Here is a 26,143-nt window from a genome sequence, read left to right as displayed (position 1 = left end):
CCGCCATGTCCGACGTACCGTCCGCCCGCCGGCCCGCCGGGGAGCTGGAGGCCGAGGTGCTGGCCGCGCTCTGGTCGGCCCGGCAGCCGATGACCCCGCAGGACGTCCAGACGGCGCTCGGCGGGGACCTCGCCCGCACCACCATCGCCACGATCCTCGCCCGGCTGCACGACAAGGGCACCGTGGAACGCACCCGGGCCGGCCGCGCCTACGCCTACACCCCGACCGTCCAGGACACCGCGGGCCTCGCCGCCCGCCGGATGCACACCGAGCTCGGCCGCGAGGCCGACCGCTCCACCGTGCTCGCCCGCTTCGTCTCCGACCTCTCCGCCGAGGACGAGCAGCTGCTGCGCGACCTGCTCGGCGACGGCGTCCCAGGGCTCGGCCACGGCACCCCAGGGCCCGGCGACGGCGCCGGCGCCCCAGGCCTCGGCGACGGCATTCCCGGCTTCGGCCACAGCGCCCCCAGCCTCGGCGACGGCATTCCCGGCTTCGGCCACAGCGCCCCCAGCCTCGGCGACGGAACCCCCGGGGCGGCCGGATCGTGATGATCGCCGTCTGGGCCCCGCTGCTGCTGCCGTTCCTGGCCGCCCCGCTGGCCCGCCGCCTCGCCGACGCCCTGCCGCCCCGGGCCGCCGCCTGGATGCTCGCCGGGACGGCCGCCGTCCTGGCCGTCGGCACCCTCTGCTCGCTCGGCCTGCTCGCCACCGCCGGGCTGCTCCAGCTGCCGCCGGTCGCCGCCATCGGCCACCTGTCGCTGCCCTGGCTCACCGCCGCCGCACCCAGCGCGCCGCCGGCGGCCGCCGCGGCCGGCCTGGTGCTCGCCGCGCTGACCGCCCAGGCCGTCCGCACCGCCCGCCGCCACCGGCTGGAGCTGCGCGCGGCCCGGGCCGCCCTCCCGGCCTGCCCGGCGGCGGCCGACGACCGGCATCCGGACACGCGCCCCCGGCACGCCACCATGCGCCGGGCGCGCACCCCGCAGGCCGTCCTGGCCTGCGCCCACGCCCTGCTCCAGCCGGGCGAGCACCCGCTCGCCGTCCTCGACGACGAGCGCGCCGACGCCTTCGCCCTGCCCGGGCGGCTGCGCCGACCCGGCCGACCCGGCGAACCCGGCCGGATCGTGGTCACCTCCGGCATGCTGCGCGCCCTCACCGGGCCCGAGCGGGCCGCCCTGATCGCCCACGAACGGGCCCACCTGACCGCCCGCCACCACGTCTTCCTCGCCCTCGCCGAGCACGCCGCCGACCTCCACCCGGCGCTGCGGCCGCTGCGCGCGCCCCTCGGGTACCACCTGGAGCGCTGGGCCGACGAGGTGGCGGCCGCCCGGGTCGGCGACCGCGCGGTGACCGCCCGCGCGGTCGGCCGGGCCGCCCTGGCCGCCAGCCACTCCCCCTGGCCGGCCCGGCCCCGGCTGGTCCCCGCCGCCCACTCCGGGCCGGTCCCGCGCCGGGTCGCCGCCCTGCTCCAGCCCCGCCCGGCCACCACCGGCGCCCGGCTGCGCCCGGCCGCGATCGCGCTGGCCGCCTGCCTGGCCCTGAGCACCGCCGCCACCCTGGAGGCCACCGCCGACCTGCACCACACCGTCGAGGCGGCCCAGCGCGGCACCGGCGCGGAACGCTGACCCCGGCACCCACGACTCCGGCGACGCCAGGGCCCTCGACCCGGCGGCCGAGGCCCGTCCGGCCGATCCCGCCGGCCCGCCCTTAGCCATCACACCTCGACCTGTCCACGGTCGTACCGTCCGGTATGCCGAGTTGGCAGACCCCATCCCCAGATACCCACCGCCCCCGTACTCTTTCGTCAGCGCGTCGACCCCGGCGCGTCCTCGAACGGCGGCGAGGAGCAACGCGAGTGCGGCAGACCGGACGGCAGTCCCGACGACCAGAACGCCGCACCCCGCCGACCGCGGCCGAGCTGGCCAGAGTCCACGAGCGCACCCTCGCCGAAGCCGCCGCCCGCGAACTCGCCCAGCCCCTGTCCCCCGACCCCGCCACCCCCGGCCGGCTCGAACCCCGCCCCGAGATCGGCGACTCCTGGGCCCGGCTGCGCCGCCTCGGGCTCGACCCCGACGCCGGCGCCGCCGCCGTCCACCTCGGCCCCGCCGAGATCGAGCAGCGCCGCCGCGCCAGCGGCCTGGACGCGGTCATGCCGGTGCTGCGCGACACCCTGCTGGAGCCGGCCGGCCAGACCCCGCTGATCCTCGCCATCGCCGACGCCGAGGGCCACGTGCTGTGGCAGGAGGGCGAGCGCGGCCTGCGCCGCAGCGCCGACCGGATCGGCTTCCTCACCGGCGCCCGCTGGATCGAGGAGAGCGTCGGCACCAACGGCATCGCCGTCGCGCTGCGCGCCCAGCGCCCGATGCACGTCCACTCCGCCGAGCACTACCTGCGCAGCCACCACTCCTGGACCTGTGTGGCCGCCCCCGTGCGCGACCCGGGCACCGGACGGCTGGTCGGCGCGATCAACCTCAGCGGCCCGGCCCGCAGCATCCGCCCGTACCTGCTCCAGCTGACCGCCACCGCCGCCCGGCTCGCCGAGACCGAGCTGCGCGCGCACCGGCTGGAGGCGTTGAACCAGCTGCGCACCCTGGCCGCCCCGATGCTCGCCCGGGTGGCCGGCCCGGCCCTGGTGGTGGACGCCGCCGGGTGGACCGCCGCCGCGGCCGGCCTGCCGCCGCTCGGCCGGCTGCGGGTGCCGGTCGACGGCTGGGGCACCGCCGCCGTGCACTGGGTGCCCGGCCTCGGCGAGTGCGCCCTGGAACCGCTCGCGGACGGCTGGCTGGTCCGGCCGGTCCGGCCGCCCGAGACGGACGGCTCCGGCACGGTGACCGCCGAGCAGGCCGAGGGCGCCCGGCTCCGGCTCGACCTGCGCCGCCACGACCGCCCGGAGCTGACCGTGCAGGGCGCTGCCGACGGCTGGTCGCACCCGCTCAGCCCGCGCCACGCCGAACTGCTGCTCCTGCTCGCCACCGGCCGCGAGGGCAGCACCGCCGCGCAGCTCGCGGAGGCGCTGTTCGGCGACCCGGGCCGGACGGTGACGGTGCGCGCCGAGCTGTCCCGGCTGCGCCGCTACCTGGGCAGCCTGCTGGCCCACCGGCCGTACCGCTTCGCCGAGTCGGTGCTGGTCACGGTGGACGGGCCGGAGGACCCGTACGACCTGCTGCCCGCCTCCTCGGCCCCGGCCGTCCGGCGGCTGCGGGCCGGGCTGGCCGCGGGGACGGTCCGGCTGCCCGGCACGGCGTCCGTCCCGCAGCCGCGCGCGCCCGGGGACGCCCCGACCGCGCCTCAGCCGCCCGCGAGCAGCGCGGCCAGCTGGTCGTCGGTCGGGCCGCAGGCGCGCTCCGCCTCGACGGAGACCAGCGCGTAGGTACGGTCCAGCCAGGCCCGCACCCGGGGCTTGGAGGCCTCCAGCAGGGCGCTGCCGTGCGGCGATTCGAGCGCCAGGTGCAACGTCGAGCCGTGGCACGGGCAGTACGCCGGCCACAGCTTGACGTCGCCCTGACCGCTCAGCGTGTGCAGGCCGTCGCGCAGCAGCTCGCGCGAGAACACCCAGTCGGCCTCGTCCGAGCGCCCCAGGTGGAAGGTCAGCACCACCTCGTACGGGCGGGCGGCGTCGAACCGGAACCGGGTGCGCACCTCGCCGACCACCTCCTCGCCCAGCGAGATCCGTAGGGTCAGCACCTCCTCCACCGCCGCCGGAGCGGCGGTGGAGCCGTCCCCATCGCCGCCCGTGGGGGTGGCGGCGAGGGGTGGACTGGAGGCTGCGGACAGCGGGTCGGGCGGCATGACGGTCTCTCCGGGACGGCGTGGGATGACCTCAGCCTGGTCCACCGCGGGCCGGGCGGGCAAGGGTTGCAAGGAGGTTGCAATATCCTCCGTTCGAGCGAGCAGACCCCTGACCGACCTTGTCAGACGGATCGTCAACTTCCGCATGTCGAACGGCTGTCCACGCAATGGATGGAAACCGTCCGGGATGCGATCACCCGCTGGTACGCTCTCCCCTCCCGGCGCGGGCCCCACCCGGCCCCCGGCCGACCGACCCCGGGCGGCCGATGCCGACCCGGCCTCGGCGCGTGGGAGAATACCGCGACCGCAACGGCGACTTCGGGGAGGGAGGGGTCCGGTGGCTGTGCGCGAGGACGCCGCACGGGACGTGCAGCACGAGCCCGTACGGCACGGCCGGCACGGGCGGCCGCGCCCGTTCGGCGGCCGGTTCCGGCTGCCCACCCTGCGCTTCTCCGGTGCCGCGATGGCGATGTCCACCGTCGTCGGCATCAGCATCGCCACCACGCTCCTGCTCAACGAGCAGCAGGGCGTGGGCCGGCGGGCCGGGGTCGCCCGGGTCGGCACCACTCCGCCGCCCACGCCCACTCCGGGCGAGCAGGCCCAGGCGGCCGCCGACCAGGTCCCGGCCGGGCAGAACCCCACCGATCCCCCGGCCACCGGCCGGCCCTCGGCGCCCCGGCCCGTCGAGTCCCGGTCCCCGTCGCAACACTCGGGGGCGGCGTCGAGCACGGCCTCCGGATCGGCCTCGCCCAGCGAGTCCGGCACCCGGTCGGCGGTCCCGGAGGAGACCGGCGGACAGGCCGCCGCCGATCGCGGCTCCGGCCGCGGGCCCGGCTCCTGGCCGGCCGGCACCGGCACGCCCGCCACGCAGGCCGACGCCGCCGCCGGGCCCTCGCCGTCGGCCCAGCCCGGCGTGCCCGCCACCGACCAACCCGCCGCGACGCCTTCGACCTCCCCCTCGCCGACCGTGCCGCACGCGCCCGGGCCCCGCCCGGTGTCCGGCCCGGCGCCCGCCCCGGGCGGGTCCACCGCCCCGTCCGGCCCCTCCGACGGCACCGGCACCGGCACCCCCGCCCCGGGCGCCGACCCGGACACCGCGCCGGACGTCGACCAGGCCCTGGTCGGCGTCGCGACCGTCACGCCGCTCGGCCGCGACGGCCTCCGGCACCAGCTCGACCTCGCCGTCGCCGAGCCGCTGACCGCGCTTCAGGCCGAATTCCGGCTCTCCCCGGGCGAGTTGGCCCCCGGCAGCGGCACCGCCTGGACCGATCTGCCCGGCGCGGTCGTCACCGCCCAGCAGGACCGCGGCACCCTGGTCTACCGCTTCACCACCCCGGCCGGCACCGACGTCCCGCCCGGCCGGTACGCCTTCGGCGTGCGCGGCACCCGCCCGACCGCCGGTCCGTCCGGCCCGTCCGGCCTGGTCCGCAAGCCCGTCGCGCTGGAGAGCTGGAGCGCCGCCGCCTTCGGCATCGACCACCCCCGGGCGGTCGCCGCCCTCGGCTCCTTCGGCCCGGTCGCGCCCCAGCCGGCCGAACCGCAGGCGCCCGGGCTCCCGCCGACCACCGCACCGCGCACCACCGCACCGCGCACCACCGCATCGCAAGACACCGCATCGCAAGACACTGCGCCGCAGAACACCGCGCCGCCGGCCATCGCACCCCGCTGAGGCCCAGCCGTACCGTCCGACGATCCGACAGGTCACCGCCCCGGACGGGCTCATCCCGGCACCCCCGTTCGTTACTGTGGGCAGCACCCGGCCCGGCGGCCCCGACGGCCCCGGCCGGTCGCCGTTCCGCACCCGAGGAGGAGTCCGTGTCCACCGTCCTGACCCAAGGCGGCAACGCCCCGCTGACCGCCGCGCGGGTGACTGTCGAGGTCACCGCACCCAAGGCGCTGGACGTCTCCGGTCTGTTGCTGACCGACGCCGGAAAGGTGCGCTCGGACGACGACTTCGTCTTCTTCAACGCCCCGCACGGCCCCGGCGTCAGCCACCGCCCGGCCACCGCCGGAACGCCGGACGCGATCACCGTCGACACGCTGGCCGTCCCGGCCGACATCACCAAGATCGTGGTGACCGCCAGCCCCGCCGACGACTCCGCCACCTTCGCCGGAATGGAGCCGACCGCCACCGTCCGCGACGCCGACACCGGGCAGGTCCTGGTCACCTTCACCCCGCCGCAGCTGGGCCGGGAGACCGCGCTCATCGTGGTCGAGGTCTACCTGCGCGGCGGCGCCTGGAAGGTGCGCGCGGTCGGCCAGGGCTACGCCAACGGCCTGGCGGGCATCGCCACCGACTTCGGCGTCACCGTCGACGACGCCCCGGCCCCGGCCACCCCGGCCCAGACCGCGCCCATCCCGCCCGCGCCGCCCGCCGCACCCGTCGCTCCCCCGGCGGCCCCGCCGGCCCCCGCCCCGGTCCCGGTCCCGGCCCCCGTCGACCCGCGGATCGCCCTCGCCTCCACCGCGCCCGTACCTCCGGCGCCCCCGGCCGCACCGCCGGCGCCGCCCGCCCCCGCCAAGGTCACCCTGGACAAGGGCCGGGTCAGCCTGGTCAAGGGCAGCTCGGTCTCCCTGGTGAAGAACGGCCGCCCCTTCCTCTCCTCAGTCCGGATGGCACTCGGCTGGGAGCCCGCCGGCCGCGGCCGCAGCGTCGACCTGGACGCCTCCTGCCTCGCCTTCGACGCCCGGCGCAAGAAGCTGGAGACGGCCTGGTTCATGAAGCTGACCGTCTTCAACGGCGCGATCGCCCACTCCGGCGACAACCTCACCGGCGGCGGCGCCGGCGACGACGAGTCGATCACCGTGCACCTGGACGGCCTGCCGGCCGAGGTCACCGGCCTGGTCTTCGTCGTCAACTCCTTCTCCGGCCAGCGGTTCACCGAGGTGAAGAACGCCTACTGCCGCCTGCTGGACGCCCGGACTGAGGAGGAACTGGTCCGCTTCGACCTCACCCACTCCGAGCCGAGCACCGGCGTGGTGATGTGCAAGCTGGTCCGCCAGACGTCCGGCGAGTGGGTGATGACCGCGCTCGGCGAGTACGTCGACGCCAAGACCGCCCGGGCGATGGCCGATCCGTCCGCCGCCCTGCTCTGACCCACTCCGGCCGAACGGCCCGACGTCACGGTCACGCCGACGAATTCACCCTCCTGAGGCATCAAGTCGTCCACACGGCGACTCGATCTACCTCTAGGGGGGTGAATCGCGCTCTCCCGCGCACTCGTTGAGGGAGAGACCGTGCCACGCTTCCTGTCCCGCCTGGTCATCGCCGGCAGCGCCGTCGCACTCACCGCCGGCCTCATCACCCCGTCCACCGCCGAGGCCGCCGCCAAGCCGTCCGGCCGTGCCGGGGCCCTCACCTGGGCCGCGCTCGGCGACTCCTACACCGCCGGCGTCATCGAGGCCACCGGCGGCGAGACCGAGCCCCACGACGGCTGCGCCCGCACCACCCTCTCCTACCCCGAGGTGATCCGCCGCCGCCTCGGCCCACTGCTCGACCTGCGCAACGCCAGCTGCAGCGGCGCCACCGCCAAGGACGTCTACCAGACCAAGCTGACCCCGCTCGGCCGCCCGCTCCCGCCCTTCGGCACCGACCCCGACGCCCCCTTCCCACCGGTCCCGCCGCAGATCGACACCGTCTCCCCCGACACCGACCTGATCACCGTCGGGGTCGGCGGCAACACCCTCGGCTTCGCCGAGATCCTCAAGGCCTGCATCGAACTCGGCGCGGGCAACCTCGGCAAGGGCACGCCCTGCAAGGACAAGTACGACGCGAGCCTGCCCGGGCGCCTCAACCAACTGCGCGGCGACTACGACCAGATGCTCGGCGCGCTGCACGCCAAGGCCCCGTTCGCGCGGCTGCTGACCGTCGGCTACCCGCACCTCATCCCCGAGGACGCCACCCGCTGCCGGTACGGCGACCTGCATCAGTTCGCCACCTTCACCACCGGCGACCTCGCCTGGGCCCGCACCGCCATCCTGGAGCCGCTCAACGCGGTCATCACCCAGGAGACCGCCGCCCACGGCGACACCTTCGTCGACCTCTACCCCTCCACCGCCGGCCACAGCGTCTGCGACGACGACCACTGGCTGGACGGCGTGCTGACCAGCATCATCCCGCTGCACTACGCCCTGGTGCACCCCAACGCCAAGGGCCAGGCCCACGCGGCCGCCCTGGTCGAGGACGCCATCCTCGGCTGACCGCGCCCGGACGATCCACACCGGACGATCCACACCCGGCGGGCGGAGTCCCGAAAAGCAGTTGCCCCGCCCGCCGGGTGCGGATCATGCTGAGCGGATGCTCATCCGCGAAGCCACCCCCGAGGACTGGCCGGCCATCTGGCCCTTCTTCCACGCCATCGTCGCCGCCGGCGAGACCTTCACGTTCCCGCTCGACCTGGACTTCGAGCAGGGCCGGGGCTGGTGGCTGCTCACGGCCCCGAACCGCACGGTGGTCGCCGTCGACGAGGCCACCGGCGCGGTGCTCGGCACCGCCAAGATGAACCGCAACCACCAGGGCAACGGCTCGCACATCGCCAGCGCCAGCTACATGGTCGACCCGGCCCACTCCGGCCGGGGCATCGGCCGGGCCCTCGCCGAGTACACCATCGCGTGGGCCCGTGAAGCCGGTTACCGGGCGATGCAGTTCAACGCCGTGGTCGCCTCCAACGCGCACGCGGTGAAGCTCTACGAGTCGCTCGGCTTCACCGTCATCGGCACCCTCCCGGAGGGCTTCCACCACCCCACCGAGGGCTACGTCGGCCTGCACGTCATGCACCGGCCCCTGTAGGGAACTTCGCTACTCCTCGATCGCCCCGCCGACCCGCCGCAGGTGCTGCCGGAAGCTGTACGACGGGTCGGCGGCCCGGCGCTCGAGGTACGCGTCGAAGGCGGTCTGCCGGCGCAGCGTGTCGCCGGCGGCGATCCGCTCGGCCTGCGCCCGCTCGGTGCGGGCGATCGCGGCGGCCGTCTCCAATACCTCCCCGTCCCGGGCCGCACCGTACGCCTCCAGGAACACGTCCACGCTCCCGTAGTGCCGCACCGGCAGCACCCGCCCGGCGACCCGGCCCCCGGCCGTCACCGCCACCACCCCCACCGGCGCCGCCCGCAGCTCCACCCCCAACCGCACACACGCATCCGCCACCACCGGCGTCGACAGCCCCGCGAACTCCTTCAGCATCCCCAACTCCTCCCGCCAAACGCCCAGTTCACCAAGCTCCGATCCTAGTCCGAAACTCAAACCCACACCATCGAGTGAAATCAAACCGTGCACGGCATAACCCGGTTCGGCACTCGCTAGCGTGACGTCCATCTGAAGGAGGGGCATCATGAGTGCTGTGGCGCATGAGCAACCGATCACGGACTCCCCGTCGCAGGCCGACATCCTGCTGGAGAGCTTCCTGAGCCTGCACTCCCCCGAAGGCTTCCGAGCCGAGCTCATCGAGGGAGAGATCGTCGTGGCACCACCGCCGGACGGCGATCACGAGGACCACATCAGTCACCTGATCAAGCAGGTGATCCGGCATTCCACGACCGACATGAGCGTTTCCGGCGGCAAGGGCCTTCGACTCGTGAGTGGCGGTCTCTGCCCGAAGAACCACGTCATCCCCGATGCCACCTTCGCCCCCGAGGATCTCCGCCTCTTCCGGGGCGCCCCGTCCTGGATGGAGCCGGACGGTGTCGCCATGGTGGCGGAGGTGACGTCCGGCAAGCCCGACCAGGACCGCATCGCCAAACGCCACTGCTACGCCCGCGCCGCGATCCCGCTCTACCTCCTCATCGACCGCGAGAGGTCGCAGATCAGCCTGTTCGGCAAGCCCCACCGCGACGAGTACACCGAGGTCCATCTGGCCGCCTTCGGCGAGCCTCTCGCGCTGCCCGAACCCTTCGGCTTCGAGCTGGACACCAAACCGTTCCTCTGACGCGAAAACGGCCCGCCCCCCTTCCACCGGGGGTGCGGGCCGTTCGACGTGGCGTCAGGGTCAGCCGCGGGTGGCCATGGCGCGCAGGAAGAAGGTGAGGTTCGCCGGGCGCTCGGCGAGGCGGCGCATGAAGTAGCCGTACCACTCCTGGCCGTACGGGAGGTACACGCGCATGGTGTTGCCCTCGCCGGCGAGGCGCAGCTGCTCCTCGGGGCGGATGCCGAACAGCATCTGGTACTCGAAGGAGTCCCGCTTGCGGCCGTTCCACTGGGCGAGCTGGCCGGCGATCTTGATCATGTTGGGGTCGTGCGAGGCGATCATCGGGTAGCCCTCGCCGGCCATCAGGATCTTCAGCGCGCGGACGTACGCGAGGTCGACCTCGTGCTTGCCCTGGTACGCGACCGACTCGGGCTCCTTGTAGGCGCCCTTGCACAGGCGCACGCGCGAGCCGGGGCCGGAGAACTCGCGGCAGTCGGCCTCGGTGCGGCGCAGGTAGGCCTGGAGCACGACGCCCAGCCAGGGGAAGTCGGCCCGCAGCTCGCGCGCGATGGCGAGGGTGGAGTCGGTGGTGGTGTGGTCCTCCATGTCGAGGGTCACCGTGGTGCCCGCGTCGGCGGCGGCCTCGCAGATGCGGCGGGCGTTCTCCAGCGCGATCTTCTCGCCGTCCACCGGGAGGAACTGGCCGACGGCCGACAGCTTGACCGACACCTCGGCACCGGCCGCGAGGCCGGTCTCCTTGAGCGCCTTGAGCAGGTGCTCGTAGGCCTCGGCGGTGCCGGCGGCCTGGGCGGCGTCCTGGGTGTCCTCGCCGAGGTGGTCCAGGGTGACCTTGCGGCCGGTGGCAACCAGGTCGTCGCAGGCGGTGACGGCGTCGTCGAGGGCCTCACCGGCGACGAAGCGCTCGACTATCGCGTGGGTCGGCGGGAACTTCTCGACCACGGTGCGGACCTGCGGCGACCGGGAGGCCGCGAGAAGGGCGGAACGGAGCATCGTGACTCCTGGAGCTGGTGCTTCTAAGGGTGGCAGAAAGGGGCCGGGGCGGCGGTACGGGAGTGGGGCCCGCCGCCCCGGCGGGCGACGCCCGGCTGCGGGGCCGGGCGTCAGGTGACCGATGTGGTCGGGAGGGGCACTCAGCCCATGTGCGGGTAGCGGTAGTCCGTCGGCGGGACGAAGGTCTCCTTGACCGAGCGGGTCGAGGTCCAGCGCGCCAGGTTCTGCTTGGCGCCGGCCTTGTCGTTGGTCCCCGAGGCCCGGCCGCCACCGAAGGGCTGCTGGCCGACGACGGCGCCGGTCGGCTTGTCGTTGATGTAGAAGTTGCCGGCCGCGAAGCGCAGCTTGTGCATGGCGTCCTGGGCGGCCGCGCGGTCCTGGGAGATGATCGCGCCGGTCAGGCCGTACGGGGACACCGACTCCATCTGGGCCAGCATCTCCTCGTAGTTCTCGTCCTGGTAGACGTGCACGGCGAGGATCGGGCCGAAGTACTCGTCACGGAAGTACTCGGACGCCGGGTCCTCGCAGACCAGGACGGTCGGGCGGACGAAGTAGCCGACCGAGTCGTCGTACGTCCCGCCGGCCAGGACCTCGACCTCGGGGTCGGCCTGGGCGCGGTCGATGGCGGCCTTGTTCTTGGCGAAGGCGCGGTCGTCGATGACGGCGGACATGAAGTTCGCCAGGTCGGTCACGTCGCCCATGGTCAGGCCCTCGACCTCGGCCGCGAACTCGTCCTTGAGGCCGGCCCAGATCGAGGCCGGGACGTAGGCGCGGGAGAGCGCCGAGCACTTCTGGCCCTGGAACTCGAAGGCGCCGCGGGTCATCGCGGTCCTCAGCACGGCCGGGTCGGCGGACGGGTGGGCGACCAGGAAGTCCTTGCCGCCGGTCTCGCCGACGATCCGCGGGTAGGTGCGGTACGAGGCGATGTTGGTGCCGACCTCGCGCCACAGGTGCTGGAAGGTGGCGGTGGAGCCGGTGAAGTGGATGCCGGCCAGCGCCGGGTGCTTGAGCGCCACGGCGGAGACGTCCAGGCCGTCGCCGGTCACCATGTTGATGACGCCCTTGGGCAGGCCGGCCTCCTGCAGCAGCTGCATCAGCAGGTGCGCGGAGTACTGCTGGGTCGGGGACGGCTTCCACAGCACCACGTTGCCCATCAGCGCGGGCGCGGTCGGCAGGTTGCCGGCGATCGCGGTGAAGTTGAACGGGGTGATGGCGTAGACGAAGCCCTCCAGCGGGCGGTGGTCGCTGCGGTTCCACACGCCGTCCGAGGAGATCGGCTGCTCGGCCATGATCTGGCGGGCGAAGTGGACGTTGAACCGCAGGAAGTCGACCAGCTCGCAGGGGGTGTCGATCTCGGCCTGCTGGGCGGTCTTGGACTGGCCGAGCATGGTGGCGGCGGCCAGGGTCTCGCGCCAGGGGCCGGCCAGCAGGTCGGCGGCCTTGAGGAAGATCGCGGCGCGGGAGTCGAAGGAGAGCGCCTGCCAGGCCGGGGCCGCGGCCAGGGCAGTGTCGATGGCCTCCTGCGCGTCCGCCTGGGTGGCGTTGCGCAGGGTGCCGAGCCTCGCCGCGTGGTTGTGCGGCTGGACGACGTGGATCTCGGCGCCGCCGCCCATGCGGCGCTCACCGTTGATCGTCATGGTCAGCTGGACCGGCTCCTGGCCGCCCAGCTCCTTCAGCTTGGCCTCCAGGCGGGCCCGTTCCGGGCTGCCCGGGGCGTAGCTGTGGACCGGCTCGTTCACCGGCGCGGGGACCTGGGTCACAGCGTCCATAGAGCGCACGCTCTCCTTCGTTGTTGCGGGGGGATGCCGGCGCGGGTCGCACGCCGGCCACAGCACGAACGCTATTCCTGCCCCCGGGGCCACTTGATTGGCCGGAAGGCTAAATTCCCCCGTACGGCGTTGTCCGGCCCGACGAAGGGGTCACGGCGCGGTCACGGCGCGCCGTTGACGGCCCGTCGCGGTGGGAGCCGCCGTCGCCGGGCGGTCCCAGTCGATCCGGTGGCCGTGCACCGGGCGGAGCATCTTCTCCGGGCTCATGAAGGTCCGCATCGCGATCGGCGCGAGCAGCCGGAACAGCGCCCGGCCGACCGGACCGGAGGCCTTCTGGTCGTTGGTGCGCGCCGCGTTGGCGGCGATCTTCTCGACCCGGGGCCGGCGCAGCGCCTCGTACGCGGCGAAGGCGGCGGTGTGGTCGGGCAGGTCCCGCAGGCAGCGGGCGAGTTCGACGGCGCTCTCGACGGCCAGCGAGACGCCCTGGCCGGAGCTGTTGGAGGGCGCGTGCACGGAGTCGCCGACCAGCACCATCCGGCCGCGGTACCAGTGCGGGACGGACGGCATGATCTCCAGCCGCGGGAAGACCTCGACGGTGTCGGCGTCGGCCTCGCGCAGCACGTCCCGGGCGGGCAGGTCGTCGGCGTGCAGGTCGCGGACCCGGCGCAGCCACTCCTCCCGGCTGACGGCGCGGACCTGCTCGGCGCTCTGCTGCCCGGGCTGCGGGATGTTGCTGAACCAGGCCGTCCCGGCGCCGTCCGGCAGCCCCCAGTAGCCGAAGAAGGCGCGGGCGCCGTTGGCGAAGTGCATGGTCTCGCCGCGTCCGGCCCGGCCGGGCAGCCGGTGGGGGCTGTAGCCGCCGACGCCGAGCAGGCCGGTGTACTGCGCGCCGGGCGCGGCCGGGTCGATCAGCGTGCGGACGGTGGAGCGGGTGCCGTCGGTGCCGATCAGCAGGTCGCCGGTGGCGGTGCCGCCGTCGGCGAAGCGGGCGGTGACGCCGTCGGCGCCCTCCTCCGCGCCGACCAGCCGTTTGCCGTACCGGACCTCGATGCCGGTCTCCCGCAGCCGCCGCTGGAGCACCTCGTACAGTTCGGCGCGGCGCATGACCCGGCCGGGCGGCAGGTCGGCGAGGCCGGCGAACTCGGCCAGCACGCCGCCCTTGCCGTCCTCGATCAGCATCGGGCCGATCGGCTGCCCGATCGCCCCGACCTCCGCCGCCAGGCCGACGACCGCCAGGGCGTCGAGCCCGTTGGGCGCGATCATGAAGGTGCCGCCGATGCCCTCGGCCGAGGCGTCGTAGGCCTCGAAGACGACCGCTTCGATGCCGGCCTTGCGCAGGGCCAGCGCCATCACCGGTCCGGCGATCCCGCCGCCGATGACCAGCGCCTTCTTCGCGGTGCGGATTGCGTTCACTGCAGACTCCCGAAGATCTCGTGCCAGGTCCGGAGGAACTCCGGCTCCTGGAGCTGTCGGACGAGGTGCTCGACGAAGCGGCTCTCGGCCTCCAGCCCGCCGGCCCGGTACTCCTCCTCGATCAGGAACATCCAGGCCACGCCGTCGTCCAGGGCCGTCCGCAGGCTCGCCCGGATGCCCGCCACCTCGGCGGCCAGCGCGGCCAGGCGCTGCTCCAGCAGCTCCACGGCCTCGGCCGGCGGGAGCACCATGAGCAGCGACAGCGAGACCCCGAACGCGGGGTACTCGTGCTGCGGTTCGGCGACGAGTTCGCGCATCCAGTCACGGAGCTCCGCCCTGCCCTCGGGGGTGACGGCGTAGACGGTGCGCTCCGGTCGCTGGGTGTCGCGGACGGTCTCCTGCTCGGCGACGAACCCGGCCTTCCGCAGCTGCTCCACGACCATGTAGAGCGAGCTGCGGTTGTACTTGATGTTGCGGTCCTTGCCGTGCTCCTTGAGCCGGCGCCCCATCTCGTACGGGTGCATCGGCTCGGCCACGAGCTCGGCCAGGACCGCGAGGGCCAGCGGGTTCGACACCTTGCGTCGCTTCGCCACGAGACGTCCTCATCTCTTGGTCAGTACCGACTATCCATTCCTGAATAGTCAGAGTCAACTATCTACGAAAGCCGGACCGAAAAGCTGTCCGCCCGGCTAAAATCAACCACACGGCCTTGTCCGAGCGGATGAAGGAGGCCCGATGACGACCCCCGGCCTCCCGCTCCGGCAGCTCCTGATGTCCCTCGGCGAACCCCTGGTCGAACTGCAGGCCGCCCCGCACGGCCTGGACGTCCCGGTCCGCGACGTGGCGATCCTCGACCCGGAGGACCCGCCGACCGCCGCCCCCGGCGAACTCGTTCTCGCGATCGGCGCCCGCGGCCGCGCCGCCCTCCCCGCCCTGCGCGCCGCCGGACGGGCCGGCGCCGCGGCGGTGGCCGTCAAGCTGGACGGCCCCGGCCAGGCGGACGCGCTGCGCGAGGCCGCCACCGACGCGGGCGTCGCCCTGCTCTCGGTCCGCCGCGAGACCCGCTGGGAACACCTCGACTCGCTCGCCCGCGCGATCATCGCCGGCCCGGACGCCCCCGACACCCCCGGCGCCCCCGAGCCCAACGCGGGTGACCTCTTCTCCCTCGCCCAGACCGTCGCCGTGCTCACCAACGGCATCGTCTCGATCGAGGACACCTCCAGCCGGGTGCTGGCGTACTCCCGCTCCTCCGACTCGGACGAGGTCGACGACCTGCGCCGGCTCTCCATCCTCGGCTGGCAGGGCCCCGAGCCGTACCTGTCCAAGCTCCGCGAGTGGGGCATCTTCCAGCACCTGCGCAGCTCGGACGCCCCGATCGCGGTCGAGCCGCACCCCGAGCTGGGCCTGCGCCGCCGCCTGGCGATCGGCATCCGGGCCGGGGCGCAGCCGCTCGGCACCATCTGGGTGCAGGAGGGGGCGCAGCCGCTGGCGCCGCTCGCCGAGCAGGCCCTGGTCGGCGCCGCCCGGGTGGCCGCCGCCCAACTGGTGCGCCGCCGACGCGAGTTGTCCGCCGACGTGCGGCTCACCCGGACCCTGCTCACCGGCCTGCTGGAGGGCTCCACCGGCCCGCAGTCGCTCGCCACCCACCTGGGCCTGGACCTGCGCCGCCCGGCCACCGTGCTCGCGTACAGCGCGCACACCACCGAGGCGCTGCACCGCTCCGACGTCACCGGCCTGATCTCGGTGCACACCGCCGCCCGGCACCGCACCGCGCTGCTCGCCCCGATCGAGTCCCGGGTGTACGTGCTGCTGCCCGAGCTCCCGTCCGCCCTGCCGATGGCCACCGTGCGCGGCTGGGCGGACGAGGTGGTGACGGCCGCCCGGGAGCACCTCGGGGTCCCGCTGCGCGCCGCGATCGGCTCGACCGTGGACGGCCTGGCCCAGGTGCCGGACTCCCGCGCGCAGGCGGACCGCATCCTGGACGCGATGGGCCGCGGCGGGGTGGACCTCGACGTGGCGGCGCTGATCGACGTCCAGGCCGAGGTGCTGGTCAGCGAGATGCTCGCGCTGCTGCAGGAGCGCGCCGGCCTGCGCGACCCCCGGCTGACCGCGCTCGCCGCGTACGACCGCCGGCACGGCACCCGGCTCGCCGAGTCGGTGCTGGCCTGGCTGGACGCGCTCGGCGAGGTCCGGGTCGCCGCCGACGCCCTGCACATCCACCCCAACACCCTGCGCTACCGGGTGCGCCGGGCCGAGCAGTTGACCGGCATCGACCTCGCCCAGCCGCAGCAGCGCCTGCTGGCGATGCTGCAACTGCGGCTGCCCGCGGACGAGTGACCGCGGGCAGCCGATTCACCTCACACTACGAACCCCGGGTCACTCGCCGTAGCCCTGGCCGCGCTTGTGCTCGTTCAGCCGGTGCCACGGGCCGGTGACGGCCAGCTGGATGCCCGGGGTCTGGATGTTGGCGAAGAGGGTCTTGCCGTCGTCCGAGAAGGTCACCCCGGTGAACTCGCTGAACTCCGGCTTCTCGGCGGTGCCGATGTTCAGCTCGTTGCGGGCGATCGAGTAGGTCAGCCCGTCCTCGGTGGCGCCGAACAGGTGCGACACGCCCTCGCCGTCCTCGGCGATCACGATGCCGCCGTACGGCGAGACGGTGATGTTGTCCGGACCGTCGAAGTTGTCGTGGTCGCCCCAGACGTCGGTGTTGACGCCGAGCAGCACCTTCAGGGTGATGGTGCGGCGGGTCGGGTTGTAGAACCAGACCTGGCCGTCGTGCTGCACCGGGCTCTCCGAGCGGGCGAAGCTGGAGACGAAGTAGAAGCCGCCGTCACCCCACCACATGCCCTCCAGCTTGCGGGCGCGGGTGACCTCGCCGTCCTTGAACTGCTTGCGGACCGAGACGGTCCTGGCGTCGCGGTCCTGGACCTTGACCCAGTCCGCGCCGTAGGTGGTGCCGACCTTGGTGGCGCGGGAGAGGTCGTCGACGAACTTGCCCTGGGCGTCGAAGACCTTGAAGGCTTCCAGCACGCCGGCGTCGGCGGCCAGCTTGCGCAGCTGGTAGCGGCCGTGCTTGAAGCCGGCCGGCGGGGTCCAGCGGAACAGCAGGCCGTTCGGGTTCGAGGCGTCCTCGGTCAGGTAGACGTGGCCGCGCTTCGGGTCCACCACGACGGCCTCGTGCGCGTATCGGCCGAAGGCCTTCACCGGCTGCGGGTCGCGGTTGTAGTCGTCGTCGAACGGGTCGACCTCGAAGATGTACCCGTGGTCCTTGGTGAAGCCGTTCTTGCCGGCCCTGTCCTCGGTCTCCTCGCCGGACAGCCAGGTGCCCCACGGGGTCACGCCGCCCGCGCAGTTGGTGGAGGTGCCGGCGATGCCGACCCACTGCTCGACCGAGCCGTTCCGCTTGGCGTGCACGATGGTGCAGCCGCCGGCCGCGCCCGGGTCGTAGACGTGGCCCTCGGTCAGCGGCACCGGGTACGGCCAGTTGGCGCGGGCACCGGACAGCTCGTGGTTGACGACGAGCAGGTTGCCGCCGCGCTCGTCCTCGAAGGCGGAGGTGCCGTCGTGGTTGCTCGGGGTGAACTCGCCGGTGCGCAGCTTGGTGACGCCGGCGCGGTTCACCACCTTGTACGAGAAGCCCTTCGGCAGCGACAGCAGCCCGGCCGGGTCCTGCACCAGCGGGCCGTAGCCGACGGCGGCGCGCGCGCCGTCGGCGACAGCGGCGGCGGCCGCGTCCGGCAGCTCGCCACCGGCCGGGGCGGCGATCGCGCCCGGGGCGCTGGCCAGCGCCTCCGCGCTGCCGGCGATCAGCACGCCGGCCCCGACGAGGGTGGAACGGTTGACGAAGTCCCGGCGGGACAGCGACATGGCAGCAACTCCTGAGGAATCGGCCGCCGGACCGGGGTGGGCCCGGTGGCCGGCGAGCGGGGCGTCGAGGCAGGTCGTCGACGCCCAGCAGACTCCGCCGCAGGGATGAACCGGGTATGACGCCCACCTCACGCCGAGGCGGCCATTTGCCAACCGATGACCGACACATGACCTCCGCTTTGCCTCGGTCCGTCCTCGAACCCGCCCCGGCGCACCCGGCAGGTGGTCATCCGCGTGCCCGGCCGGTGGTCATCCGGCCCGCGTCGTCCGCCACTGCTCCCAGGCCGACAGCCACAGCTGCTCGGCGAGCCGCTGCTCCTCCCAGATCTCCGGCCCGCCGCCGCCCGGCCGCTCCCGCCACAGCTGCTCCCAGGCCCGCTGCGCCGGCAGGCTCGCCACCTCGCTGGCGAACACCGTGTACCGGACGACCTCCTCGACGGCCGCCGCGCCCTCCGGCGTCCCGATCAGCCAATGCGTCTGCCGGGACAGCCGGTTGAGGTGGTTGACCATCCCGGTCACCGCCACCGTGGCCTCCTCCCGGGTCTCGGTGGCCAGCCGCATCTGCTGACGCACCGCCACCTCCCAGCGCACCGCGTAGCCGTCCCCGCGCAGCCCGCGCGGACGCCGCGGGGTCCGCCCGGCCCGGACCTGCGCCTCGATCGCGGCGGACTCGGCGATGCTCTGCACGATCAGCTCCCGGTGCGCCTCCAGCCCGACAGCGGGCGGCAGTTCGCGCTCCTCGACCGGGACCTGCCGGGCCCGCCGGGCGGCCAGGTCGTCCAGCACCTCGGTGCGGCCGCGCAGGTACGGCTCGAAGTCCGCGATCCCACCGAGATCCACGCCGCCGGGCGACACCCCGCGCCCGCACACCGTCACAGTCAGCCCGCCGATCCGCAGCCGCCCGGCCCAGACCGGGCCCGCCCCGCCGCCGGCCGGCGCACCCGGCCAGAGCACCGGCCGGTCCTCGTGCACCTCCACCGGGTACGGCTCGCCGTCCACGGTGATCCACTCGCGCAACGCCCGTACCCGGCCGGGCCCGTCGCCCTCGTCGACCCCCAGGTGGTCGTAGACGCGGTCGCGTTCGTCCTCGACCACGTCCTCCAACTCGGGCAGGTCCTCGCCGAGCTCGGCGCTCGGCCGGTAGGTGCGCACGGTCACGTACGGGCCGGCCGCCGAGCCCCGGTCGCCGGACTGCACCTCGACCCAGGAGAGCTCGCCGCCGGAGGTCTCGAAGGCGGCCAGCGCGTCGCCCCCGCGGTCCAGCCCGGCGACCACGCCGTACACCGGGAAGTCGGCCGCCGCCAGGGTCCGGCGGGAGAACTCCTCCATGGCGGCGAAACGATCCTCCTGGCTCCTCGGGTCGGGCACGCGCGCACGACCCGTCCGCTCGGCGTTTCGCTCCGGGGGCCTGCCGCCGCTCTCCCGCATCATCCTGTGCCGCACCCCCGAGTCCTCGCGCCCGCATCGCCGACGCCACCTTACGTGCCGGGGACCTGCCGGGTCATCAGCTCGGGGGCGGGGCAGGGACGCAGACCGTGTCAGGACGCGCGGTTGTCAGCCGTGCTCCCTACCCTGGCGGCATGACAGCAGACAGCAGCTTCCCCGCCCGGATCAGCATCGTCACCCTCGGGGTCGCCGACCTCGACCGCAGCACCCGCTTCTACGAAGACCTGGGCTGGCGGCGGTCCTCCGCCTCCAGCCCGGAGATCGTCTGGTTCCGCACCGCCGACTCGGTGCTCGGCCTCTTCCCCACCGAGGAACTGGCCGCCGACGCGGGCGTGCCCGCCACCGGCGAGCCCGCCTTCCGCGGCGTCACCCTCGCGGTGAACCTGGAGTCCCCCGCGCTGGTGGACGCCGCGCTGAAGACGGCGGTCGAGGCCGGCGCCGTGGTGGTCAAGCCGCCGGTCCCGACCAGCTGGGGCGGCTACTCGGGCTACTTCGAGGACCCGGACGGCCACCTCTGGGAGCTGGCCCACAACCCGTTCTTCCCCTTCGCCGAGGACGGCTCCCTCGACCTTCCCTAGGGCCGCCGCAGGAAGCCACGGAAAGCCGCAGGAAACCGCAGGAAGCCGCCCCCGCGCAGCCCGTCAGCTCTTGGACCGCGCCTTGAAGGCCGCCTTGCGGGCCTCCTTGGCCACCGCCCGGTCCAGGTGCAGCTCCCCGACGGCCTCCAGGACGTCCGCCGTGTACGGGTGGTCGACCCGCCAGAGCTCGCCGAAGTAGGACGCCGGGTTGCCGGTCACCGGAAGGTCCGCGATCAGCTCGCGCAGCAGCCCGGCATCGCCGCCGCTGTCCAGCAGCTGGGCGGCGAAGGTGTCGACCACCGTCCACAGCGCCATCGCCCGCTCCGGCACCGGCACGTCCGTGGCGCCCAGCGAGGTCAGCCAGGCCCGGGCGGCACCGCCCAGCTCGGGGTCGTCCAGCACGTCCCGCACGGCCGGCTCGGCGGGCGCGCCCAGCAGGTCCAGCGCCGAGACGGCGAGCATCCGCCGCATCGGGGCGTACGCGTCCTCGCCGCGCGCCGCCGCCAGCAGCTCGCGCGCCGCCGCCACCGGCTCCCGGGCGGTGATCCAGACCCGCAGCTCCTCCTCCGGCAGCACGTTGGCGGACTCGCACACCGCGCGCAGCAGCTCGGCCGCGTCCCCCTGGGCCAGCTCGCCGACCAGCGGCGCGTCGTAGCCGTCCTCCAGCAGCCACTGCCGGATGCCGTACTGGCCGAGCGGGGTGAGCCGGACCAGCCCGAAGCGCGCCGACTCCTCCTCGTCCAGCGGTGCCTCGCCGACGAGGGCGGGCTCCTCGCCCTCGGCGCCCTCCTCCTCGTCGAACAGCTCCGGGTCGATCGGCCGGTACTCCAGCAGGCCCAGCTCGGCCAGGTCGCCCAGCATCGGGTCCAGTGCGACCATCACATCGGTGATGTCGCCCAGCAGCTCCTCGCTCGGCTCCTCGCCCTCCGGCACCACCAGCAGCGCGGCCAGCACGCCCAGCGGCACGGTCTCGTTACCGGGCTCGGCGAAGGCGGTGGTCTCGTACAGCACCTGCAACGCCTCGTCCAGCAGCTCGGCGGCGGCGTCCCGGGCCTCCTCGACCTCGTTCAGGCCGCCCTCGTCCTCCTCCGTGCCCGCTGCGGCCGCCGTGGCCTCGGCACCAGCACCGGCCTCGGCACCGGCAGCGGCCTCGGCCTCCTCCTCCGGCAGCGAGTCCGCCTCCACGGCCAGCTCCCGGACGATCCCGGCGGCGGTGAGCCACAGCTCCAGGACGGTGTCCGGGTCCCCCTGCTCGGCGGGCTCCAGGTCCGGACCGGGCACGGCGACGTGTTCGCCGGCCGCGGTCGTCCCGATCTCCACCAGGTCCAGGTCGCAGGCCAGCGACCAGGCCCGCATCGCCTCGATCTCCGCGTCCTCCGGCACCTCCCCCTCCGCCGGGGCCAGGCCCAGCAGCCGCGCCGCGGGGGTCCGGTCCTCGTCCACGAGGTCGCCGAACTCGTCCACCGCCCGGTGCGGGGCGGCCCAGCGGGCCAGCGCCAGCGCGTACCCGAACATCGGTACGGCCTTCGCCTGGGCGGCCAGTTCCTCCTCGGTGGGCAGCTTCACCGGCGGCACCAGGACCGCCGCGTCGTCGAGGTCCTCGTCGTCCAGCCCGTGCGCGGCGAACGCCCCGTAGAGGTCCTGAAGCTCCAGGTCGGCGGGCAGGACCGCCTCGGCCGCACTCTCTTCCGCCGAAGCCCCGGCGTTCTTCCGACGTCGTCCGGCCATCGTTGTGCGTTCTCCCTCAGCCAGTGGTCCGCCCATCAGCTCAGCGTCCCGATCCACAACCTCAGCGTATAGGCCGGGCACCCCCGATGCCCGGCCTCACGGGGCGCGCGCCGCAACCGTGCGCCCACCCCTTATCCTTCGACTCGGTACCGTGCACACCCCGTACGGGCCATCGGGCAACGAAGCCCTTCGCCCTCCCCGCCCGACCCCGGGCAGGAGGGGCCCACTTCAGCTCACCCGCTCCACCAGGGAGCCCCGCACCGCGGCCACCACCACAGCGCCTCAGGACGGGCGCGCCGGCACACCCAGCCGACCCCGGTGGTGCCCGGCTACAGGAGACCCCTGCCATGGCGGACCTCTCCCCCGCCGGCTCCGGCCTGCGCACCGCGCAGCTCGACGGACGCCGACTGTCGGAGGCCCTGCTTCCCCTGGAGCTCGCGCCGCGTGCCCAGCTCCAGCTCGCCGCGATCAGCCGCTGGAACGCCCTGCGGGGCGTCCGCGTCGGCCTGGTCGCCGCCGCCCTGCTGTTCATGCTCATCGGCGCCAATCTGGCGACGCCGATCTACCCGCTCCTCCAACAGCGCCTCGGCCTCGGCCCGCTCGACACCACGATCCTCTTCACGATCTACGTGTTCGCGCTGGTCCCCGTGCTCGCCGTGGTCGGCCACTGGTCCGACCACCTGGGCCGACGCGCCCTGATCCTGCCCGCCGTCGCGCTGGCGGCCATCGGCGACGTCGTGTTCGCCACCTCCGGCAGCTTCTGGCAGCTCGCCGCCGGCCGGGCCGTCCAGGGCATCGCCGTCGGCCTGTCCACCGGCGCCGCCGGGGCCGCCCTCGGCGACCTGCTGCCCGACCACCCGACGCTCGCCGCCAAGCTCACCCTGGCCTGCTCCGCCGGCGGCGTCGCGCTCGGCCCGGTGGTCGGCGCCCTGCTCGCCAACGGCGCGGACCCGCTGCTGACGCCCTTCCTGCTGCACGCCATCGCCCTGCTGGCGCTCTGCGTTCCGCTGGCCCTCGTCCACCCGCGGATGCCCGGCCGCAACCGCCCGCCGACCACCCCGCCCCGCATCACCACCCCGGCCCACCTGCGCCCGCGCCGACTCGCCCTGCCGCGCACCGGCCGCCGCGAGTTCCTGCTCGCCGCCTCGGCCGGCTTCATCTCGTACGCGGTGTTCGGTGTCTACCTGGCGCTCGCCCCGGCCTTCTCCGCCAAGCTGCTGCACACCTCCTCGCACCTGACCGGCGCGATCGTGGCCGCCCTGCTGCTCGGCTCGTCCGCGCTGGCCCAGCTGCTCGTCCCGCCCACCTCCGACCGCCTGGTCATCGCCCTCGGCATGACCGGCCTGGCCGCCGGCCTGGCCCTGGTCGTCGCCGCCCAGTACACCGAGACCCCGGCACTGCTGTTCATCGGCAGCGTCCTCGGCGGCATCTGCCAGGGTGTGGCCTTCCGCTCCCTCTTCACCACCGCCGTCGCCGCGATGGACCCGGAACGCCGCGGCTCCGAGCTGAGCTCCCTGTGGATCATCGTCTACCTCGGCAGCTCCCTCCCCATCGTCGCCGTCGGCGCCCTGGTCCAGCACTACGGCCTCCTCCCCGCCGTCAGCGGCTTCGCCGCCCTAGCCGCCACCCTCTGCGCGGCCCTGGCGATAGCCGTCGCCCGCAAGCCCAAGCAGGCCTGACCACCCCAGAAACACCGCCGCCCGGGACGAGGATTCGTCCCGGGCGGCGGCGCATTCACCTCGGGCCTATGCGCTCCAGGGCTTCCAGGCATCCGTGCTGATTTCGACGTCGAACGGCTCCGGCAGCCGGACGGACTCGCCGAACTTCCACTCGCCCAGCACCTCGCACATCCCCTCACCCCGATTCGGCTCGCCGAACAAGGTGACACCGGGCTGTCGCGGATCACGGTCCACCAACAGGTAGTACGGCACACCGGTCCGCGCGTACCCACTCCACTTGGTGGGTTTGATCTGCCGGCCGAACATCGGGCGGCGATCATGGCGAGCATTGGACGAGGAGGTCACTTCGACCACCAGCTCAAGCTCGTGCGGGCGGAGGTGCAAGACGTCCTCCGCCCGCTTGTCCGCATCGGTGTCCTTGCTCACCACCACCATGTCCGGGATGTAGCCATCCCCGATCTCGATGAGGTCCAGGTTGACGGCCTGAACGCCTCGCCACGGGAAGGCCGGATCCACGAACCAAGCACGCTCGAAGCCCCGCTGGATGTCCGAGAGGATCCCTCCGTGGGCGTATACCGGCGCCGGCGACACGACGATCTCCCCTCCGATCACCTCAACCCGCGTGCCGTCATCCGGGAGCCGGAGGTACTCACCGAGTTCTCCCCGGACCCACATGGCGTACGGCGAGTCAGGCAAGAGCAACTGCGCGAACGCAACTACCGACATGACTTCGCTCCCTCCGAGGTCGCGGCTCCAGCCTGGCCGCCCGCTGGCAGATATACCACTGCCGCACAAACCTTCCCCCGAAGGAGAGGTTTGCGCGGCAGCAGGTTGACGAAGGCCCGGCCGAACCGAAGCATGTCCGCCCGCCCATGGGAGCGAGTACCTTCCGAGTACGGCCGTGTACCCGGAAGGGGACCAGGATGACGCAGTGGACCGACTACACCACGGGCGAGCGCATCAAGCTTCTACGCGGACCAGACATGACACAGGAACAGCTTGCCGAAGCATCGGGCCTGTCGGTGGCGACGATCCGCAAGGCGGAACGCAACCTCGGCGGGAGTCTCCAAACGCTACTGCGAATCTCGGCCGCGCTGCACGCCGACGTGTCGGTGGTCCTCGGCCAACGGGCCCCCCACCGCGCGATGCACGGCGCCGACCGGGCGATGATGCGCGAGCTGTCCCGTGCCGTTCACGACACTGCCGCCGGGGTCGGCGTCGATGTGCAGCCCCCACCCCCGGCCGAACTCGCGGCCGGGCTCACCGCCGCATGGAAGACCTACCGCTCCGGCGACTTCGTGGGAGCCGGAGTGCCGCTATGACGACCTCAACCCACCTGCCGAACCCCCTCCAGGTGCTGAAGGTCAGCGCGCTGCGTCTTGTTGAAGCGGCCGTCCCACAGCTCGCCCAGGAGCATCAGGTCGCCATGGACAGGGTGTGGAGAGCCGCCACTCAGGCCAACCTTGACCTCTTCGACGGTCCGGCGGTGGCGTGCACGGGCGTCAAGAACGACGACCAAGCCATCGTGCTGTCCTGGGCCCCCGTCACCTACCGATGGTTCGCGCTGCGCCGCGTGCCGGAGGCGCCCGCCGTGTCGTCTGTGTTCGTGACCGTCGCTCAGCCTACCGACGACGGCGCCCTGATCGTGGGGCGCATGTCCGGCTCGACCGCGGCCCCGGGCCGGTGGCAGTTCCCCGGCGGCAACGTGGAACCGCCGACCGTAGGCCGGACGCTGGACGAGAACGAGCTGCGCCGCCAGGCCTGCAAGGAACTGGCCGAGGAGATCGGCGTGCACGTGGCACCCGAGGTTCTGTGTCATATGCACTGCTCTGGCGCTGGATGCCACAAAAGGTCTCACGCTGCGTCAAGTACCGTGGTACGTTCCGTACTCGAACAGAAAATAGGCGACCCCGGCGGTGCTCGAACACCCCGGGGTCAGGCAACAGGAGCAGAAACTCCCGATGCGCGTCCATCGTAGCGCCCACGTGCGCAACTTCACCGTGCTGCCCAACGCCGCACTCCAGTGCCGGCGACTGTCCTACACCGCCCGCGGCCTGCTCGCGGATCTCCTCTCCCGTCCCGACGGCTGGCGCGAGGACGGTCGGCACATGGCCGACACCAGTCCGCAGGGGCGCGGCGCGATCCGCAAAGCCCTCAAGGAGCTCACCGCCGCCGGTTTCTACCGCGTCGAGAAGATCCGCATGCCCGACGGCACGATCCGCAGCGAGGCCCACGTCTACGACACCCCGCAGCGTTCCGCTCCGAGTGCCGCCCCTCCGGCGCCCGGTGAAGCGGCAACCGGCGCTGCTGGCGGCCCTGTTGTAAAGAACCGGCAGGAAGGAACCTCCCTCCCCGCGAATCCCGCCGGCGGGAAAGACCCGGGCGGAGGGGAGGGAACTCCCGGGAACGCCCGAACGTCAACTGCCGTGCCGGATGAAGAGGTCCGCGAAGCAGTGGCCACCCTGTTCCGTGTGATCCGGCCCGAACCCCGCCTGCGCCTGGGCCAGGCTGAAGCACAGGAGCTGGCGCCCCTGGTCGCGCAGTGGCTGGAACGCGGCAGCACCCAGGCCGACTTGGCCCAGGCCCTGCTGCCGGGCTTGCCCGTCCCGGTGCACTCGGCGGCGGCCGTGCTCCGCTACCGCCTGGAGCACAAGATGCCTCCCTCACGCCCGCAGGAGCGGCCCCCGGAAGCCCGCTACTCCGAGTGCGCCAAGTGCCACGACCCGGTACCCCGGCCGGGCATCTGCCGCGCCTGCGCGGGCCTCGGAAGACGAACTGTCGCGGTCGGGGGCGGGGCTTCCGTGGCGGCCAGAGGTGCCGCACGCGCACGCGCAGCCCTCCTGTCGGCCGGGGCGCCGTTCCCCGGCTCTCGCCCCGGCTCCCACCCCGGCTCTCGCCCCGGCGAGGCCATCGCCCACTGAGGCGCAGATACCGCAGATACACCGCTGCCGCGCGAACCCTTCCCCC

General features: G+C 73.8%; 23 protein-coding genes and 1 pseudogene. 14 read left to right on the top strand and 10 right to left on the bottom strand.

The window, feature by feature from the left end; genetic code table 11:
• Nucleotides 1-5: 5 nt before the first annotated feature.
• The 3 genes and pseudogenes from P3T27_RS14100 to P3T27_RS14090 form a co-directional block, all read left to right on the top strand.
• A pseudogene (locus P3T27_RS14100) lies at nucleotides 6-362 on the top strand (BlaI/MecI/CopY family transcriptional regulator); the annotation flags it as partial.
• A 185-nt stretch (nucleotides 363-547) separates the two neighbouring features.
• Nucleotides 548-1,621 (top strand): M56 family metallopeptidase, encoded by a 1,074-nt coding sequence (locus P3T27_RS14095; protein ID WP_280678331.1) that lies wholly within the window; start codon nucleotides 548-550, stop codon nucleotides 1,619-1,621.
• Between the two features lie 230 nt (nucleotides 1,622-1,851).
• Entirely contained in the window at nucleotides 1,852-3,366 is a 1,515-nt protein-coding gene (locus tag P3T27_RS14090; RefSeq protein WP_280678094.1) for a helix-turn-helix domain-containing protein, read from the top strand.
• On the opposite strand, the gene P3T27_RS14085 is transcribed toward P3T27_RS14090, so the two are convergent.
• Nucleotides 3,285-3,785, bottom strand: coding sequence for an SsgA family sporulation/cell division regulator (locus tag P3T27_RS14085; protein ID WP_280678092.1), 501 nt, complete (start codon nucleotides 3,783-3,785; stop codon nucleotides 3,285-3,287). The two genes, P3T27_RS14090 and P3T27_RS14085, sit on opposite strands and share 82 nt — an antisense overlap.
• A 337-nt stretch (nucleotides 3,786-4,122) precedes the next feature.
• Between P3T27_RS14085 and P3T27_RS14080 the strand changes: the two genes are divergently transcribed.
• The 4 genes from P3T27_RS14080 (at nucleotide 4,123) to P3T27_RS14065 (ending at nucleotide 8,574) form a co-directional block, all read left to right on the top strand.
• Nucleotides 4,123-5,454 carry a hypothetical protein gene (locus P3T27_RS14080; RefSeq protein WP_280678091.1) on the top strand — a complete coding sequence of 444 codons (1,332 nt, stop codon included), beginning with the start codon at nucleotides 4,123-4,125 and terminating at the stop codon, nucleotides 5,452-5,454.
• A 158-nt stretch (nucleotides 5,455-5,612) separates the two neighbouring features.
• Nucleotides 5,613-6,881 (top strand): TerD family protein, encoded by a 1,269-nt coding sequence (locus tag P3T27_RS14075; RefSeq protein WP_280678329.1) that lies wholly within the window; start codon nucleotides 5,613-5,615, stop codon nucleotides 6,879-6,881.
• Between the two features lie 141 nt (nucleotides 6,882-7,022).
• The gene (locus P3T27_RS14070; protein ID WP_280678089.1) at nucleotides 7,023-7,985 is read left to right on the top strand and encodes an SGNH/GDSL hydrolase family protein; all 963 of its coding nucleotides are present in this window, start codon (nucleotides 7,023-7,025) and stop codon (nucleotides 7,983-7,985) included.
• A gap of 97 nt (nucleotides 7,986-8,082) precedes the next feature.
• The gene (locus tag P3T27_RS14065; protein ID WP_280678087.1) at nucleotides 8,083-8,574 is read left to right on the top strand and encodes an N-acetyltransferase; all 492 of its coding nucleotides are present in this window, start codon (nucleotides 8,083-8,085) and stop codon (nucleotides 8,572-8,574) included.
• A 9-nt stretch (nucleotides 8,575-8,583) separates the two neighbouring features.
• Here the strand turns inward: P3T27_RS14065 and P3T27_RS14060 are convergent, their stop codons facing one another.
• On the bottom strand, nucleotides 8,584-8,964 hold the full coding sequence (locus P3T27_RS14060) for a hypothetical protein (protein ID WP_280678085.1): 381 nt from the start codon (nucleotides 8,962-8,964) through the stop codon (nucleotides 8,584-8,586).
• A gap of 148 nt (nucleotides 8,965-9,112) precedes the next feature.
• On the opposite strand from P3T27_RS14060, the gene P3T27_RS14055 reads away from it, so the two are divergent.
• Nucleotides 9,113-9,706, top strand: coding sequence for a Uma2 family endonuclease (locus tag P3T27_RS14055; RefSeq protein WP_280678083.1), 594 nt, complete (start codon nucleotides 9,113-9,115; stop codon nucleotides 9,704-9,706).
• Nucleotides 9,707-9,766: 60 nt separating this feature from the next.
• On the opposite strand, the gene P3T27_RS14050 is transcribed toward P3T27_RS14055, so the two are convergent.
• From P3T27_RS14050 to P3T27_RS14035, 4 genes are all read right to left on the bottom strand, one after another.
• Complete coding sequence (locus P3T27_RS14050) at nucleotides 9,767-10,696, bottom strand: proline dehydrogenase family protein (RefSeq protein ID WP_280678081.1); 930 nt, start codon at nucleotides 10,694-10,696, stop codon at nucleotides 9,767-9,769.
• Between the two features lie 140 nt (nucleotides 10,697-10,836).
• Nucleotides 10,837-12,465 carry an L-glutamate gamma-semialdehyde dehydrogenase gene (gene pruA / locus P3T27_RS14045; RefSeq protein ID WP_280678079.1) on the bottom strand — a complete coding sequence of 543 codons (1,629 nt, stop codon included), beginning with the start codon at nucleotides 12,463-12,465 and terminating at the stop codon, nucleotides 10,837-10,839.
• A gap of 150 nt (nucleotides 12,466-12,615) precedes the next feature.
• Entirely contained in the window at nucleotides 12,616-13,878 is a 1,263-nt protein-coding gene (locus P3T27_RS14040) for an FAD-dependent monooxygenase (RefSeq protein ID WP_280678077.1), read from the bottom strand.
• Nucleotides 13,875-14,471: a PadR family transcriptional regulator gene (locus P3T27_RS14035; protein ID WP_280678075.1), complete on the bottom strand. Its 597-nt coding sequence runs from the start codon at nucleotides 14,469-14,471 to the stop codon at nucleotides 13,875-13,877. Before P3T27_RS14035 ends, P3T27_RS14040 begins: the two co-directional genes overlap by 4 nt.
• A gap of 142 nt (nucleotides 14,472-14,613) precedes the next feature.
• Between P3T27_RS14035 and P3T27_RS14030 the strand changes: the two genes are divergently transcribed.
• A complete protein-coding gene (locus tag P3T27_RS14030; RefSeq protein WP_280678073.1) occupies nucleotides 14,614-16,215 on the top strand; it encodes a helix-turn-helix domain-containing protein in 1,602 nt (533 codons plus the stop codon).
• A gap of 39 nt (nucleotides 16,216-16,254) precedes the next feature.
• On the opposite strand, the gene P3T27_RS14025 is transcribed toward P3T27_RS14030, so the two are convergent.
• Together P3T27_RS14025 and P3T27_RS14020 are read right to left on the bottom strand one after the other, a co-directional pair.
• Nucleotides 16,255-17,745: an alkaline phosphatase PhoX gene (locus tag P3T27_RS14025; protein ID WP_280678071.1), complete on the bottom strand. Its 1,491-nt coding sequence runs from the start codon at nucleotides 17,743-17,745 to the stop codon at nucleotides 16,255-16,257.
• A gap of 249 nt (nucleotides 17,746-17,994) precedes the next feature.
• Nucleotides 17,995-19,113 carry a hypothetical protein gene (locus tag P3T27_RS14020; RefSeq protein ID WP_280678069.1) on the bottom strand — a complete coding sequence of 373 codons (1,119 nt, stop codon included), beginning with the start codon at nucleotides 19,111-19,113 and terminating at the stop codon, nucleotides 17,995-17,997.
• Nucleotides 19,114-19,325: 212 nt separating this feature from the next.
• Here P3T27_RS14020 and P3T27_RS14015 point away from each other — a divergent pair, with 212 nt between their 5' ends.
• Nucleotides 19,326-19,769 (top strand): VOC family protein, encoded by a 444-nt coding sequence (locus tag P3T27_RS14015; protein WP_280678067.1) that lies wholly within the window; start codon nucleotides 19,326-19,328, stop codon nucleotides 19,767-19,769.
• A 63-nt stretch (nucleotides 19,770-19,832) separates the two neighbouring features.
• Here P3T27_RS14015 and P3T27_RS14010 read toward each other — a convergent pair whose 3' ends face one another.
• Complete coding sequence (locus P3T27_RS14010) at nucleotides 19,833-21,497, bottom strand: hypothetical protein (RefSeq protein ID WP_280678065.1); 1,665 nt, start codon at nucleotides 21,495-21,497, stop codon at nucleotides 19,833-19,835.
• A 347-nt stretch (nucleotides 21,498-21,844) separates the two neighbouring features.
• Between P3T27_RS14010 and P3T27_RS14005 the strand changes: the two genes are divergently transcribed.
• Nucleotides 21,845-23,176, top strand: a complete 1,332-nt coding sequence (locus P3T27_RS14005; RefSeq protein WP_280678063.1) for an MFS transporter — start codon at nucleotides 21,845-21,847, stop codon at nucleotides 23,174-23,176.
• Nucleotides 23,177-23,242: 66 nt separating this feature from the next.
• On the opposite strand, the gene P3T27_RS14000 is transcribed toward P3T27_RS14005, so the two are convergent.
• Entirely contained in the window at nucleotides 23,243-23,902 is a 660-nt protein-coding gene (locus tag P3T27_RS14000) for a Uma2 family endonuclease (protein ID WP_280678061.1), read from the bottom strand.
• A 197-nt stretch (nucleotides 23,903-24,099) separates the two neighbouring features.
• Here P3T27_RS14000 and P3T27_RS13995 point away from each other — a divergent pair, with 197 nt between their 5' ends.
• From P3T27_RS13995 to P3T27_RS13985, 3 genes are read left to right on the top strand one after another with little or no spacing between them, the layout of a single operon-like run.
• Nucleotides 24,100-24,498 carry a helix-turn-helix transcriptional regulator gene (locus tag P3T27_RS13995; RefSeq protein WP_280678059.1) on the top strand — a complete coding sequence of 133 codons (399 nt, stop codon included), beginning with the start codon at nucleotides 24,100-24,102 and terminating at the stop codon, nucleotides 24,496-24,498.
• Nucleotides 24,495-25,154 (top strand): NUDIX domain-containing protein, encoded by a 660-nt coding sequence (locus tag P3T27_RS13990; protein ID WP_280678057.1) that lies wholly within the window; start codon nucleotides 24,495-24,497, stop codon nucleotides 25,152-25,154. Before P3T27_RS13995 ends, P3T27_RS13990 begins: the two co-directional genes overlap by 4 nt.
• Entirely contained in the window at nucleotides 25,138-26,097 is a 960-nt protein-coding gene (locus tag P3T27_RS13985) for a hypothetical protein (RefSeq protein ID WP_280678055.1), read from the top strand. The genes P3T27_RS13990 and P3T27_RS13985 overlap by 17 nt, the downstream gene beginning before the upstream one ends.
• The last annotated feature ends 46 nt before the right edge of the window (nucleotides 26,098-26,143 follow it).

Source organism: Kitasatospora sp. MAA19 (genome assembly GCF_029894125.1).
Lineage (GTDB): Bacteria > Actinomycetota > Actinomycetes > Streptomycetales > Streptomycetaceae > Kitasatospora.
The sequence above is the reverse complement of the archived record's forward strand: the minus strand, read 5'-3'. Positions and strand labels throughout refer to the sequence as shown.